Source organism: Caldanaerovirga acetigignens (genome assembly GCF_900142995.1).
Classification (GTDB): domain Bacteria; phylum Bacillota; class Thermosediminibacteria; order Thermosediminibacterales; family Thermosediminibacteraceae; genus Fervidicola; species Fervidicola acetigignens.
Map to the genome: position 1 here is coordinate 1 of NZ_FRCR01000001.1, position 13600 is coordinate 13600.

Below are 13600 nucleotides of genomic sequence, written 5' to 3' on the forward strand. Positions count from 1 at the left end.
GGAAAACATAATGGGAAAAGAGAGCCGCATGGACTACAAAGCGGTGCCCCGGGGAGTATTTACCGACCCCGAAATAGGGGCGGTCGGGATGACCGAAGAAGAAGCCAGGAAAGCCGGATTCAAGGTAAAGATAGGCAAGTTCTACTTTAGAGGGTTAGGAAGGGCCCAGGCGGCGGGTAAGATAACCGGCTTTGCCAAGATAATCGCCGACGAGGGCACGGATAAAATTCTAGGGGCAGCCATTATGGGTCCGAACGCCACGGACCTGGTGCACGAGCTAGTTCCTGCGATAAGCTGCGGGATAACCGCAGAAGAATTGGGTAGAATTATCCACTCGCACCCGACTTTCAGCGAGGCGGTCATGGAAGCCCTGCACGATGTGCACGGCATGTCAATACACAAACTAGAATAGTTAAAAAAGTTTTTAGGAGGTATTATAATGAATTTGCCTTCTAATATAAAATATCATAAAGAACACACATGGGCTAAGATAGAAGGTGAAATAGCTATAGTAGGAATTACCGACTATGCCCAGGAAAAGCTGGGAGAGGTGCTGTTCGTAGACCTCCCCGAAGTTGGCGATAATGTTGAAAAGGATAATATTTTTGGTACCGTAGAGTCTGGGAAGACCGCGTCGGATCTTTATGCACCGGTAAGCGGAGAAGTAATAGAGGTAAACGAGGAACTGTCGGACAGTCCCGAGTTAGTTAATGAGTCACCTTATGAAAAAGGCTGGATGATTAAAGTAAAATTGAGCGATCCCTCAGAGGTCGAAGAATTGTTGGACAGCGAGAGTTATAAAAAATTGATTGAATAAAAAAGAAATTGCTTCTTGCTGATATGCTCCCCTCCGAAGAAAAGGGGAGCATATCAGTTTAAATTTCACTTTTGCTTTTTTTCCATTTTTAATTTTACGTCTTTCCGAATACCGGGTTGATTGCTTTCAAGCTGGGCTTTTTGGGACTTTATCTCCCGAGGAGCGGGCCTTCCGCCGGGCTTAAATATGTTGGAACCCGTTTCGGAAAAGGCGAAGGTTTTCCGTTGAGAAAAAAGTCTCTTTTTCAATGACATGAGGCCCACCCTTTACGTTTGGTCTAAGCTGGATAGCACCTTATCAAACATATCAATTGTGCATCTTCCGTGAACCCAGTGGATGCAATTTTCGCAACTTGCCGGTTCTTTTCCTTCCTCTAAAGATACAAGATCATCACCGCCTGTGTAAGTATAACCAGGACAGGCTTCTCCTACTGCGTGAAGTTGCATCTTGCTTACCATTTTTTTTCACTCCCGAATTAAGATTTTCTAATTTTATTTTTAGCGGTTTATTGTAAAATATTTATATGATGTGATATAAAAACAATAAAGGGAGGAGGATGTAGCGTGCCCATTTACGAATACCGTTGCAATAGTTGCGGTTATAAATTTGAAGCTTTGAGAAAATTTGAAGAGAGGGACAATCCGATTGAGTGTCCTACCTGCAAAAGCAGCGATACCCGCCGGGAGATGTCTGCTTTTGGTACGGCCAAAGGCAGCGGAAGTATTAGCTCATCCGGAACCTGCGGCAGCTCCGGAAGTTCCAGGTTTGGGTGAGCAGCAAGGTAAAAGCCCTGTACGGGCTTTTCTGGAAAGCAAATTTCCCTTTGGGAGAGGGTTGCAAAATGAATCTAGAACAGCTTCTTGCAAAATTTAAAAATTCCGATCGTTTCCAAAAGTGTGTAACCAGGTGGGAAGTAATACCTCCCAGACCACCGGAGTACGAACCCTTTCCCGATTTCCTCGATAAGAGGTTGATTTATGCCCTGGACAAAAAAGGAATTCACAGCCTGTATTCCCATCAGGCTAGGGCTTTGGAAGAGGTCTCAAAGGGTAACAGCGTGGTTGTGGTAACTCCCACCGCATCAGGCAAAACTTTGTGCTACAACCTGCCTGTGCTTAGCACCATATTGCGGGATAAAGAAAGCAGGGCCATATATCTTTTCCCCACTAAAGCTCTTTCCCAGGATCAGGTGGCAGAGCTTATGGAGATTATAGAAGTGATGGGGGAAGATATAAAGACCTTTACATACGACGGCGATACCCCGCCTTCTGCCAGAGTGGCTATTCGAAAAGACGGTCATATAGTCGTAACAAACCCTGATATGCTGCACACCGGCATACTTCCCCACCATACCAAATGGATTAAATTGTTTTCAAATTTAAAGTACGTTGTCATAGACGAATTGCACACATATCGTGGAGTGTTCGGAAGCCACACCGCCAACGTAATCCGCCGCCTGCACAGAATATGCAGGTTTTACGGTTCGAATCCCGTTTTCATATGCTGCTCGGCTACAATATCGAACCCCAGGGAGCTGGCAGAGAAACTGACGGGCAAGTCGATGGTTCTCATCGATAAAAACGGGGCACCTTCCGGAGAGAAAAACATCATATTTTACAATCCCCCCGTGGTCAATAGGCAGCTCGGCATAAGGAAAAGCAGCCTTCTCGAGGCAAAGGACCTGGCATTGGAGTTTTTGAAAAACGGCATCAAGACGATCGTATTTTCAAGGAGCCGGCTGGCAGTTGAAGTCATGCTAACGTACCTCAAAGAGGGGATGAGGAACACCCTTTACGGGTCTGAAGCCGTAAGGGGCTACAGGGGTGGTTACCTGCCTAGGGAAAGGCGGGAGATTGAAAAGGGTTTGAGAGATGGCAGAATTCTCGGTGTCGTGAGCACCAACGCTCTGGAGCTCGGGATAGACATAGGAGGTCTAGATGTCAGCGTAATTGTCGGTTATCCGGGCTCAATAGCCAGTACTTGGCAGCAGGCCGGCAGGGCCGGCAGGCGTTCGGCGGTGTCGGCGTCAATCCTTGTGGCCTCCAGCAGCCCCCTGGACCAGTATATAATAAACCACCCGGACTATTTTTTCGATTCACCGCCCGAAAGCGGCCTGATAAATCCGGATAACCTTTATATACTGGTGAGCCACATAAAATGCGCGGCCTTTGAACTGCCGTTTGAAGATGGCGAAAAATTCGGAGTTGAAACCACACAGGAGATACTGTCCTTTTTGGAAAATGAGAAAATCCTGCGCCATGTGGGAGGAAGGTGGCACTGGATGGCGGAGGCTTTTCCGGCAGAAGAGGTGAGCTTGAGGAGCGCCACCACCGAAAACTTCGTTATAGTCGATATCACCGGGGAGCCCAGGGTCATAGGGGAGGTGGACAGAGTCAGCGCCCCCATGCTCATCCACGAGGAGGCGATTTACATCCACGGAGGCCAGCAATACCAGGTGGAGAAACTGGATTACGAGGAAAAAAAGGCTTACGTCAGGAAGGTGGATGTGGATTATTACACCGATGCCAACCTGGCGGTGGAAATAAAGGTTTTGGATGTTATAAAAGAAAGGCTCAGGACAAAAGAAAGCGAGAAATACTACGGAGAGGTCCTCGTAAGGTCCATGGCTACGATGTTTAAGAAGATCAAATTTTTCACCCACGAGAATGTGGGTTCGGGTCCCATACACCTGCCGCCTGAAGAGATGCACACCACGGCTTTCTGGTTTACCGTGCCGGAGAATTTGCCGAACCTGACGCCGGAAGGTTTGAAAGCAGGACTTGCGGGGCTTTGTAACGTGCTCGTGAATATCGCTCCCCTTTACCTTTTGTGCGACCCGAAGGATATACGCGGCGTTATCCACGTAAAGTCTCCCTTTACTCAAAAGCCGACGATATACATCTACGATGCATATCCGGGGGGCGTGGGTTTTGCTGAAAGGCTTTACCAAATGGACGATTCGCTTTTAAAGGCTGCCCGGCAGGTAATCCTTGAATGCGACTGCGATGACGGCTGTCCTTCCTGCGTGGGCCCTCTGGAAGAGGTGGGCGCGGGGAGCAAGGCTTTTGCGTTAAAGCTCATACAGGGAGTGTTAGACGATTGAACTTATTTGAAAGGCTCCAGAGATTTATAAAGGAAGGGAGCCAGGGTAATAAGTCATCCTTTGAGTTTGAAAGAACCGACGAATTAAATCGCGTGTCGCGGCTGCTGGGCGGGAAGATTGTGGCAACTCCTTACGGAAACCATCTGGCGGTGGAAAAAGTTTTCGAAGGGGATTTTTGCCACGCTGGAGTAAGGCTTTCTTCGGTTTTGGAAATTTCCGGAGAAGCTCTAAAACTTGCCGCTAAAAAAAGGGATGATTTTAAATTCGACGTAAGAAAGGCCGTTTTTGTTGATACCGAGACCACAGGCCTTGCGGGAGGGTCCGGCACCTACGCTTTTTTAATAGGGATCGGGTATTTTGAAGGCAATTCTTTTAAATTGGTGCAATACTTTATGGACGACTTCGACGGGGAACCGGGCGTACTTTACAGTTTGAAAAAGCTTTTCAGCAATTTTGAAAGCCTTGTGAGTTTTAACGGAAAGGCTTACGACGTACCGCTGCTTTCCACCCGCTTTCTAATAAACAGAATGGAAAATCCCTTAGAGTTTATGAACCATTTTGACCTTTTTCACGGTGCGAGGCGAATATTCGGGGAAAGACTGGAGAGCCTGAGTTTGTCTTCGTTAGAGCAAAATCTTTTCCGCATGGAAAGAAGCGGCGATGTGCCCGGCTTTGAGATTCCTTCAATATATTTTAAGTACTTGAGGGACAAAAACCCCTTTCCTTTAAAGCCCGTCTTTTACCACAACCAGCTTGATATTCTCTCGATGGTAAGTCTCCTGGCGAAAATAGCTCAGGTTCTGAAAGACCCTTTTAACTCGGGTGTCTGCTCCGGGCAGGATTTTTACTGCCTCGGCAGGTTGTACGAAGACATGGGTATGCTGGAGGAAAGCATTAGATGTTACACCCTGGCCTTAAGCGCCCAACCGGTAAGAGATAAGGCTTACAGGCAGCTTTCGCTTCTTTATAAAAAGATGGGCCGATGGCGTGAAGCTGAAAAACTCTGGATACAAATGGCAAAAGAGGGTATAAATCGTCAGTTCGCATTGATAGAACTTTCTAAGCTCTATGAACACAGGATGAAGGATTATGAAAAGGCGGCATCGGCGGCCCGGGAAGCTTTGGAGGTTGCCCGAGATAAAAAGAAACTTTTGGGTAGGAGTTTTGATCCTAGCGAAATAGATGAAATAAGAAGGCGCCTTGACCGTATTTCGTTTAAAATGTCAAAAGACAGAGAGGAGCAGGTTAAGATTATAGAGTGTATATAAAGTATAAAGTATAAAAATTTTTTGGAGGTGAGATTTATGAAAGATGCGGTATTAATGGCTGCCCAACTTATGGCCATATCGGCCAGGACGGCGCCCAAAGCTGGTGGAAAGGACAACATCAAGATAAGAATTGTGGAAGGAGAAGGATTAAAAAAAATCGCATCGGAAATGCGCGCTTATGGTGAAAAAACGGGGAAAATAAATTTTGACAGGGATGGAAAGAACGTGGAGGAATCCGATGCGGTAATGCTGATATCCATAAGCGATGCAAAACCCATGGGATTAAACTGCGGAGCCTGCGGATATCCCGCGTGCTCAGAACTTCCAGAACCGAAAGAAGGCCCGGAATTTAAAGGCCCCCTTTGCGCCTGGAAACTGATAGACCTTGGAATTGCCGTCGGCTCGGCGGTAAAAACGGCAAGCATATTGAATGTAGACAACCGCATTATGTACCGCATAGGCGTTGCGGCGAGGACATTAGGCCTCATCGAAGGAGAAGTTGTAATAGGAATACCGCTTTCCGCCAGCGGGAAAAATATCTATTTTGACAGAAAGTAATGATTTGCTAATTTTCGTGCTTTGGATGCCCTATGGATGTTTCCGTAGAGTCGATGCAGATTGTATTTAGGCGGATTTTATAAGCTTGTATAGAAAAAAAGCTTGTGTTATAATAGATCTAAACCGCTTTCCATAACTTCAGGAGAATATTAGAATTCAAAGGCCGACCTCCGGTAAGTGTCTTCTCCCTGCCGACAGCGAGTGGAGGACGGTGCGAGCTCCACGGCATAGAAGGCACGTGGCGACGGAGGGAAAAGTTGGGTGTAAAACTACATAAAATTTTCTAAAGTGGCAGGCGAAGGCCTGCAACTAGGGTGGGACCGTCCGCAAAAAGGACCCCTAGACTCTCGTCTAGGGGTTTTTAATTTTTCAACAATATATTACGTGGAAAGGAGAGATAGCATGACAGAAAGCGGCGAAAAGCAGATGAACAAGATAGTATCCCTGTGTAAGAGGAGAGGTTTTGTGTTCCAGGGGTCCGAAATATACGGCGGGCTTGCAAATACTTGGGATTACGGGCCGCTGGGGGTGGAGCTGAAGCAGAACATAAAAAGGATATGGTGGAAAAAGGTCGTCTATGACAGGGACGACGTGGTGGGCCTTGACAGCGCCATTTTGATGCATCCCCGGGTCTGGGAAGCTTCGGGGCATGTGGCAGGATTTAACGATGCGTTGGTGGACTGCAAGGAGTGCAAGTCGAGGTTCAGGGCTGACCACCTTATAGAAGAATCATTGGGGATGCGCGTCGAAGGAAAAAGCGTTCAGGAGCTTACAGAAATAATCCATTCAAACAATATAAAATGTCCTGTATGCGGTAAGGTAAACTGGACTGATGCTCGGAAGTTCAATTTGATGTTCAAGACCCACCAGGGAGTAACGGAAGATTCCAGTTCGGTTGTGTACTTAAGACCCGAAACCGCTCAGGGTATATTCGTGAATTTCAAGAATGTGCTCGATACCAGCCGGGTAAAACTCCCCTTTGGAATCGCGCAGATGGGTAAGGCTTTCAGGAATGAGATAACACCGGGGAACTTCATCTTCAGGACTCGTGAGTTCGAACAGATGGAACTGGAGTATTTCGTAAAGCCCGGCGAAGACGGGAAGTGGTTCGAACACTGGAGGCAGTTTGCGATGGATTTCTTTTTGGAACTGGGTGTTAAAAAGGAAAACCTGAGACTCCGTGACCACTCGCCGGACGAACTCTCCCATTATTCTAAAGCGACAACGGACCTGGAGTACAATTTCCCCTTCGGATGGGGGGAACTGTGGGGAATCGCCAATAGGACAGATTACGACCTTTCAAGGCACATAGAATATTCAGGGAAAGGGCTTACGTATTTCGACCAGGAAGAAAACAGGCACATAGTACCTTATGTAATAGAACCTTCACTCGGCGTAGATAGAGCCATGCTGGCAATACTGTGCGATGCTTACAGGGAAGAAGAAGTGGAAGGTGAAAAAAGAGTAGTGCTGGGCCTACATCCCCTTCTGGCTCCCGTTAAATGTGCCGTATTTCCGCTCTTTAAAAAAGAGCCGCTGGAGGAACTGGCAAGGAAGATTTACCAGGACCTCAAAAAGGACTACGTAGTTGAATATGACAATACGGGCAGCATAGGCAAGCGTTACCGCCGTCAGGACGAGATAGGGACGCCGTACGCCATAACCGTTGATTTTGAAAGCCTCGAAGACCACAAAGTGACCGTGAGGGACAGGGACACGATGATTCAGGACAGGATAGAAATAGACCGCGTCAAAGAATATCTGAAAGAGAAACTGGGCTTTTAACTTGAGTTTGCATATTTTTTAAAAAAAGAGCCCACCCTATTTTTTGGAGGGGTGGGCTTTTTATGTATTATTTCCGGTATGACGGAAAAATACTGGACTTTACAAAGAGCCCTGTCGCGGAAAAAATATTGAAGATGGTGGACAACTGTTTCGTAAAGGAGCGTAAGGACAGAATAACGCTTTTTTCCCTGAATCTTACGATGGCCTGCCCGGGCCATTACAAAGAGGGCAATAAAATGGAGTTTTTCATGCTGCTAAACAGGAAAAAAACTATTCCCACGTGCGACATGTGTTACTTTGGAATGGTGGGACGGGGAGAATTGTGCAGCCTCAATTCCTTTTTCCTTCCCGAGCACTTCCATCACAGAATGGTAAATTTCAAGTCGATAATTCCGCTGCTGCGGTTTAAGGGATATCTGGAATTACCGGTGCCCGACCCCCTGACGTGGAGCTATATAAACTTTCGATATTAAAAAAAGCCGCTTCTAAAACGAAGCGGCTTTTTAAAATGCCTTGAGGGGATGCAAGGCTCTTTGCATTTCTTCTTTTATTTTTTCCAGGTCTTCTGAGGTCTTAGCCTCGCACCGCACTATAAGCTCCGGTCCTGTGTTAGAAGCACGGACAAGGCCCCATCCGTTTGGAAAGAGCACGCGGGCGCCGTCCACGTCAATCATCTGGTATCTTCCCCTGAAGTATTCTTGGACCGCCTTTACTTTAGAAAATTTTTCATCATCGGGGCATGGGACGCGGATTTCTGGAGTGGAGTAATATTTTGGCACATCGGACAGAAGTTCCGAAAGCTTTTTATCGCTTCTTGAGAGAATCCGCAATAACCTGGCGGCAGCGTAAAGGGCGTCGTCGAAACCGTAGTATTCGTCGGCGAAGAACATGTGGCCGGACATCTCGCCGGTAAAAACGGCGCCTATTTCTTTCATCTTGGCCTTAATAAGGGAATGCCCAGTTTTATAAAACATCGGTTTTCCTCCGAGTTTTTCAATTTCTTCAACCAGAGCCTGGGAACACTTTACTTCCACGATGGCTGTGGTACCGGGGTGCTTCGGGAGTATTTCCCGCCAGAAAAGCACCATCAGCATATCGCCGTATATGACGTTTCCGGCATCATCCACCACCCCTATGCGGTCGCCGTCGCCGTCGAAACCTATTCCAAGATCCAGTTTTTCCTTCAATACCAGGTCTTTGAGGTCCTTCAGGTTTTCGGGCTTTACGGGGTCGGGGAAGTGATTGGGAAAGGATGGGTCGGATTCACAGTAAAGCGGGTATGTTTCAACGCCGAGCCGTTTAAATAGCTTTTCTGCGAAAAGCGAAGCGGTGCCGTTGCCGCAATCTATTCCAACCCGCAGGGGTTTTGCGAGCTTTATTTTTTCGCAGATTGTCGATATGTAATCTTCGGTGGGGTCAATGTGCGAAAGGGAACCTTTCCCCCTTTCAAATTCCCCTTTTTCCATCATTGCCCTTATATTCTGGATGTCGTCGCCATAAAGCGTTGCATGGCCGAACGCCACTTTAAATCCGTTGTACTCGGGAGGATTGTGGCTGGCGGTTATCATAACTCCAGGGTTTATGCAGTAATGTATCCTGGAGAAGTAAAATACCGGAGTTATCACTGTCCCCAGGTCTACCACGTCGCACCCCGTGGAAAGCAGCCCTTCTATGAGGGCCTTTTTCAAAGAAGGAGACGAAGACCTGTTGTCGCATCCCACTACCACTTTATTTTCGCCGTTTTTCAGGGCAAAGGTGCCGAAGGCAAGTCCCAAAGTTTTAGCTACTTCTTCATCGATTTCCTCGCCTACGACCCCCCTTATGTCGTACTGCCGGAATATATGGGGATTTAGTTTTTTCATGGATTCCACCTCCTAGAAGCTTTAGTGTAGTCCAAGAAAACTCATCAGTATTGATAAAACTATCTCGAAGGCTATGAGAAATATTATCATCCATTCGAGTCTAGTTCCCCTTTTTGCATGGACAAGGCTAGTGAATACTTCGGTTATATCAAGCAGAGTTTCCGTCTTGTGGCGAATTTTCTCATACCGGTCTTCCAATTCAAACTGCTCCTCTAGTTCGAGATAAAGGTTTTCGCTTTCTTCGTTTACCCATGTTATTTCGGGTTTATCAAGAAGCATTATGTACGATAAGGTGCTGTATTTAAAGCTCAGTATTTTACCGGACAATTTTGCGAGCTTTTCGTCCGATATGTTTAATTTGCCCGTTTCGAGGTAATTTATTATATCTTCGACCGCGTCCATCAGATCATCTATTTGGTCCTCTATTCTAGAAAGTGCTACAGATTTCGCCAAAACCGTTGCTATTATCTCTAAATACATCTCGCCAATTTCCGGCAGTACCGTCCCTTCGTTGTTCACCAGAAACTCCTGTCCAGGATTTACCGTTACAGTATAGTCATCGGTGTAGTCCAGGGACGGTATGGAGGACAGGTTTTTTTCTACTTTCTTTAAATAGTCCAAAAAGTCCATGATTTCGTGGTGCTCGAAGTCTAAAAACACTATCGAGCCAAAGGAAAAGATGTATGCCGATTTTCCATCGGGCATTCGCAAAATGCCCTTTAATTGCTCTTCTGAAAGGACTAGAGGCTCATCCCACTGGTGCTTTTTATTTATGCCAAAATGACTAGACAGGCGATTGATATTTATTTCATTGCACAAAGATGCGGCCAGGAGTTTTATTTTTTTCAATTTAGGAAACCTCCCGTGTCATAAATTATACCATTACACCCTTGCAATCACAATACTGGTGGTATTTGGGGACAATATTTCGCAAATTATAATTGACAGCGAAAAAATATATTATTATAATAAAAAATTGCCAGCCTTAAAAGTGGGTATAAAAGATACAATAAATGAATTAATAGAATACGATAAAATGCTTCAGGGAGGGGTAGCAATGAAAATAAATAATAATTTTAACAGATGGATCTGGCTATTGTTTATAGTTTTTTTAATTCTCGGTCTGATAAATCAATCATTTGGATTGCTGGCCATAATATGCATGATATCCCCAATTGCAGCGGGATTTTTTAAAGGCAGGATATGGTGCGGAAGGTACTGTCCGAGGGGCAGCTTTTACGACCAGGTATTAGCAAGGGTGGGCAAAGAAGGCCGGCGAATTCCGCCTTTGCTTAAAAGAGCCTGGTTTCGCTGGGCCGTTTTTGTTTCGCTAATGGCCTTTATGGCTTATAATCTTTTCCGGGCAGAAAAGACATTAGCCGGAGTAGGTGCGGTTTTCTATACCATGGTAGTTATGACCACCTTTATTGGAACTGTACTTGGGTATTTCTTTTCGCCACGCAGTTGGTGCAAGATTTGTCCCATGGGTACCATTGCTGTATTGGCGCAAAGAGGGGTAAAAGAACCCATTACGTTGGATTCTGAAAGATGTATATCCTGTGGCAAATGCGCTAGATTCTGCCCGATGGAAATTCCGGTGCATTCTTTCAAGGAGGACGGAAAGGTCCTTGACCCCGACTGTCTGAAATGCGGTGTATGCATTAAATCATGCCCGGTCAAGGCATTGCACTTTGGAACAGGCCGCAAAAATGCGGCCTAATTGCGTTAAATTGGCAGGAAGAATTTGAAAAAATGTGCTATAATGATAATGATAAGGAACACTTTTTCGGAGGGCAGTAATGAAGGCTGTCATTTTCGCGGGAGGATGTATAGGAGATTATAGCAGAGTTGAAAAATATTTGAGTGGTGCGAGTTTGATTATTTGTGCCGACAGCGGCATACGCCATGCCTTTAAAATGGGAATTGTCCCGCATTTGATTGTCGGAGACATGGATTCTACATCGGAAGAGGACAAAAAGAAAATAGAGTATTACAAGATAAATAAGCTTTCTTTTCCTAAAGAAAAAGATTTCACCGACACGGAACTGGCCTTGGAAGTTGCATTGCAAGAAGGTGCAGATGAAGCTGTACTGCTTGGGGGATTGGGAGACAGGCCTGATCACAGCCTGGCTAATGTGCTTCTCATGGTAAGTTTTAAAAAAAGGGGACTCGAGCTCACGCTTGCGGGGAAAAATTGGGAGATGTTTTTGGTCGATGGCAAAAGAAAAATAAAGGGCCAAAAAGGACAAATTCTATCCCTTTTACCTGTTACGCCGAAAGTGACCGGGATAAAAACATTAGGGCTTTATTACCCTCTGCAGGATGAGACCCTCCTTATGGGAACCTCAAGGGGAATAAGCAACGTTTTCCTTGATGACGAAGCCGTGGTGGAAATAAGAGAAGGTATGTTAATTGCTGTAAAATGGATTGAAAGCTGAAAATTGCAGGCGGAGAATGCATAATTTTGAGAAAAAGGTGGAATATTATGTTTTCAAAGGACCTTTTTGGAGCCATAGTTAATTCCATCCACGACGGCATAATAGCGATAGACCCCAACGAACGAATAATTATACTAAATCGTTCCGCACAAAAAATTCTAAAGATAGAAGGGGAAAAAGCTCTTGGGGAAAAAGTGAGAGAAGTGGTGCCCAACACCAGGCTTCCAGTTGTGCTTCGAACGGGGACCCCAGAACTCAACCAGTTGCAGGAGCTGGAGGATACTACCATTGTTACTAACCGTATGCCGGTTTTCGACAGCTCGGGCAGGATAATCGGAGCGGTTGCCGTCTTCCGCGATATAACGGAGGTCAAACACCTGGCCGAAGAGGTAACAAATTTGCGAGAGCTTCACGGCCTGCTGGAAGCCATTATAAATTCGACTCAGGATGCCATATCGGTGGTGGACGCTCAGGGTAAGGGAATCCTTGTAAATAAAGCTTACACCAGGATAGTGGGCCTTACGAAGGAAGACGTCATAGGAAAGCCTGCCACCGTCGACATAGCCGAAGGCGAGAGCGTGCACTACCAGGTCTTGAAGACCGGAAAGCCGATAAAGGGCGTTCCGATGAAGGTGGGGCCCAACAAAAGAGAAGTAATAGTTCATGCCGCCCCCATAATTGTTGAAGGCCGTTTAAAAGGCAGCGTGGCCGTAATCCACGATGTTTCTGAGATAAAAAAGCTTACTGAAGAGCTGGAGTACGTAAAGCGGCGGATGAGGCATCTTGAAGCCAAGTACACTTTTGACGACATATTAGGGGAAAGCAGGGCGATAAAGGAAGCCATAGAGGCGGCGAAGAATGCAGCGAAAACCAATGCTACGGTACTTTTGCGGGGTGAAAGCGGAACTGGAAAGGAACTTTTCGCCCACGCCATTCACAACAGCAGCGAACGGAGGCACAACCAGTTCATACGGGTGAACTGCTCGGCTCTGACCGACAGCCTCTTGGGAAGCGAACTTTTCGGCTACGCGGATGGAGCTTTTACCGGTGCCAAAAGGGGCGGCAGGAAAGGGCTTTTCGAGGAAGCCAACGGTGGGACCATATTCCTTGACGAAATAGGGGAAATAGGCCTAAACCACCAAGCCATGTTGCTTAGAGTGCTGAACGAAAAGGAAATCATAAGGGTTGGAGAGAGCAAACCCATTCCGGTGGACGTCAGGGTTATAGCCGCAACCAACATCAACCTGGAGAAGGCTGTGGAAGAGGGGCGCTTCAGAAAGGACCTATATTACAGGCTTAACGTGGTGCCTATATACATTCCTCCTCTCAGGGAGCGCAAAACGGATATCCCCATTTTGGCCGAACATTTTATAAGAAAGTACAACCAGGAGTACGGCAGGGCTGTTGAAGCTATAGATAAGGAAGCGCTCAATGTACTGATGGAGTGTGATTGGCCCGGAAACATAAGAGAGCTGGAGAATGTAATAAGCAGGGCCATAATCAACATGGAATTTGGAGAAAGCGTAATAGAAAAAAGACACCTTCCACGATTTTACTTCCAGCAAAAGCGAAATTATTCCTCTGCGAGTGGCAGCGGTGGATTTTCAAAGCCGCTTAAAGAAATAATTGAAGAAGCCGAAAAGGAAGCCATAAAGGAAGCCCTTGAAAAAACGGGTGGAAATAGGAATGAAGCTGCCAGGATACTAGGAATTTCTGTTAGAAACCTCTTTTACAAACTTAAAAAATATGATCTATAGACCCTGTAATGC

14 protein-coding genes and 1 pseudogene are annotated in these 13600 nt (G+C 46.2%); 11 read left to right on the forward strand and 4 right to left on the reverse strand.

What is annotated here, in order from left to right; translation table 11 throughout:
- Positions 1-412, forward strand: a pseudogene (locus BUB66_RS00005) (dihydrolipoyl dehydrogenase); the annotation flags it as partial.
- A gap of 27 nt (positions 413-439) precedes the next feature.
- Positions 440-817, forward strand: a complete 378-nt coding sequence (gene gcvH / locus BUB66_RS00010; RefSeq protein WP_073252855.1) for a glycine cleavage system protein GcvH — start codon at positions 440-442, stop codon at positions 815-817.
- 65 nt (positions 818-882) lie between these two features.
- Here the strand turns inward: gcvH and BUB66_RS00015 are convergent, their stop codons facing one another.
- Positions 883-1065 (reverse strand): hypothetical protein, encoded by a 183-nt coding sequence (locus BUB66_RS00015; RefSeq protein ID WP_206744205.1) that lies wholly within the window; start codon positions 1063-1065, stop codon positions 883-885.
- Positions 1066-1083: 18 nt separating this feature from the next.
- Complete coding sequence (locus tag BUB66_RS00020) at positions 1084-1275, reverse strand: hypothetical protein (protein WP_073252861.1); 192 nt, start codon at positions 1273-1275, stop codon at positions 1084-1086.
- A gap of 105 nt (positions 1276-1380) precedes the next feature.
- Here BUB66_RS00020 and BUB66_RS00025 point away from each other — a divergent pair, with 105 nt between their 5' ends.
- From BUB66_RS00025 to BUB66_RS00050, 6 genes are all read left to right on the forward strand, one after another.
- The gene (locus BUB66_RS00025) at positions 1381-1590 is read left to right on the forward strand and encodes an FmdB family zinc ribbon protein (protein ID WP_073252863.1); all 210 of its coding nucleotides are present in this window, start codon (positions 1381-1383) and stop codon (positions 1588-1590) included.
- A gap of 68 nt (positions 1591-1658) precedes the next feature.
- Positions 1659-3920, forward strand: coding sequence for a DEAD/DEAH box helicase (locus BUB66_RS00030; protein WP_073253586.1), 2262 nt, complete (start codon positions 1659-1661; stop codon positions 3918-3920).
- Positions 3917-5188 (forward strand): ribonuclease H-like domain-containing protein, encoded by a 1272-nt coding sequence (locus BUB66_RS00035; RefSeq protein ID WP_073252866.1) that lies wholly within the window; start codon positions 3917-3919, stop codon positions 5186-5188. Before BUB66_RS00030 ends, BUB66_RS00035 begins: the two co-directional genes overlap by 4 nt.
- A 36-nt stretch (positions 5189-5224) precedes the next feature.
- On the forward strand, positions 5225-5746 hold the full coding sequence (locus BUB66_RS00040; protein WP_073252868.1) for a ferredoxin domain-containing protein: 522 nt from the start codon (positions 5225-5227) through the stop codon (positions 5744-5746).
- 402 nt (positions 5747-6148) lie between these two features.
- Positions 6149-7531, forward strand: a complete 1383-nt coding sequence (locus BUB66_RS00045; protein WP_073252871.1) for a glycine--tRNA ligase — start codon at positions 6149-6151, stop codon at positions 7529-7531.
- A gap of 62 nt (positions 7532-7593) precedes the next feature.
- Positions 7594-8004 carry a hypothetical protein gene (locus tag BUB66_RS00050; protein ID WP_073252874.1) on the forward strand — a complete coding sequence of 137 codons (411 nt, stop codon included), beginning with the start codon at positions 7594-7596 and terminating at the stop codon, positions 8002-8004.
- A 30-nt stretch (positions 8005-8034) separates the two neighbouring features.
- Here the strand turns inward: BUB66_RS00050 and BUB66_RS00055 are convergent, their stop codons facing one another.
- Both BUB66_RS00055 and BUB66_RS00060 read right to left on the reverse strand, forming a co-directional pair.
- Positions 8035-9393: a phosphomannomutase/phosphoglucomutase gene (locus tag BUB66_RS00055; RefSeq protein ID WP_073252877.1), complete on the reverse strand. Its 1359-nt coding sequence runs from the start codon at positions 9391-9393 to the stop codon at positions 8035-8037.
- Between the two features lie 21 nt (positions 9394-9414).
- Entirely contained in the window at positions 9415-10242 is an 828-nt protein-coding gene (locus BUB66_RS00060; protein WP_073252880.1) for an RMD1 family protein, read from the reverse strand.
- A 142-nt stretch (positions 10243-10384) separates the two neighbouring features.
- On the opposite strand from BUB66_RS00060, the gene BUB66_RS00065 reads away from it, so the two are divergent.
- The 3 genes from BUB66_RS00065 (at position 10385) to BUB66_RS00075 (ending at position 13588) form a co-directional block, all read left to right on the forward strand.
- Positions 10385-11113: a 4Fe-4S binding protein gene (locus BUB66_RS00065; protein ID WP_143156162.1), complete on the forward strand. Its 729-nt coding sequence runs from the start codon at positions 10385-10387 to the stop codon at positions 11111-11113.
- Between the two features lie 79 nt (positions 11114-11192).
- Complete coding sequence (locus BUB66_RS00070) at positions 11193-11831, forward strand: thiamine diphosphokinase (RefSeq protein WP_073252883.1); 639 nt, start codon at positions 11193-11195, stop codon at positions 11829-11831.
- Between the two features lie 47 nt (positions 11832-11878).
- Positions 11879-13588 carry a sigma-54 interaction domain-containing protein gene (locus tag BUB66_RS00075; protein ID WP_073252886.1) on the forward strand — a complete coding sequence of 570 codons (1710 nt, stop codon included), beginning with the start codon at positions 11879-11881 and terminating at the stop codon, positions 13586-13588.
- Positions 13589-13600 lie beyond the last annotated feature (12 nt).

Coding starts and splice junctions, on each gene's coding strand:
- gcvH (WP_073252855.1), top strand. CDS start 440: ATGAATTTGCCTTCTAATATAAAATATCATAAAGAACACACATGGGCT.
- BUB66_RS00020 (WP_073252861.1), bottom strand. CDS start 1,275: ATGGTAAGCAAGATGCAACTTCACGCAGTAGGAGAAGCCTGTCCTGGT.
- BUB66_RS00030 (WP_073253586.1), top strand. CDS start 1,659: ATGAATCTAGAACAGCTTCTTGCAAAATTTAAAAATTCCGATCGTTTC.
- BUB66_RS00040 (WP_073252868.1), top strand. CDS start 5,225: ATGAAAGATGCGGTATTAATGGCTGCCCAACTTATGGCCATATCGGCC.
- BUB66_RS00045 (WP_073252871.1), top strand. CDS start 6,149: ATGACAGAAAGCGGCGAAAAGCAGATGAACAAGATAGTATCCCTGTGT.
- BUB66_RS00050 (WP_073252874.1), top strand. CDS start 7,594: ATGTATTATTTCCGGTATGACGGAAAAATACTGGACTTTACAAAGAGC.
- BUB66_RS00055 (WP_073252877.1), bottom strand. CDS start 9,393: ATGAAAAAACTAAATCCCCATATATTCCGGCAGTACGACATAAGGGGG.
- BUB66_RS00070 (WP_073252883.1), top strand. CDS start 11,193: ATGAAGGCTGTCATTTTCGCGGGAGGATGTATAGGAGATTATAGCAGA.
- BUB66_RS00075 (WP_073252886.1), top strand. CDS start 11,879: ATGTTTTCAAAGGACCTTTTTGGAGCCATAGTTAATTCCATCCACGAC.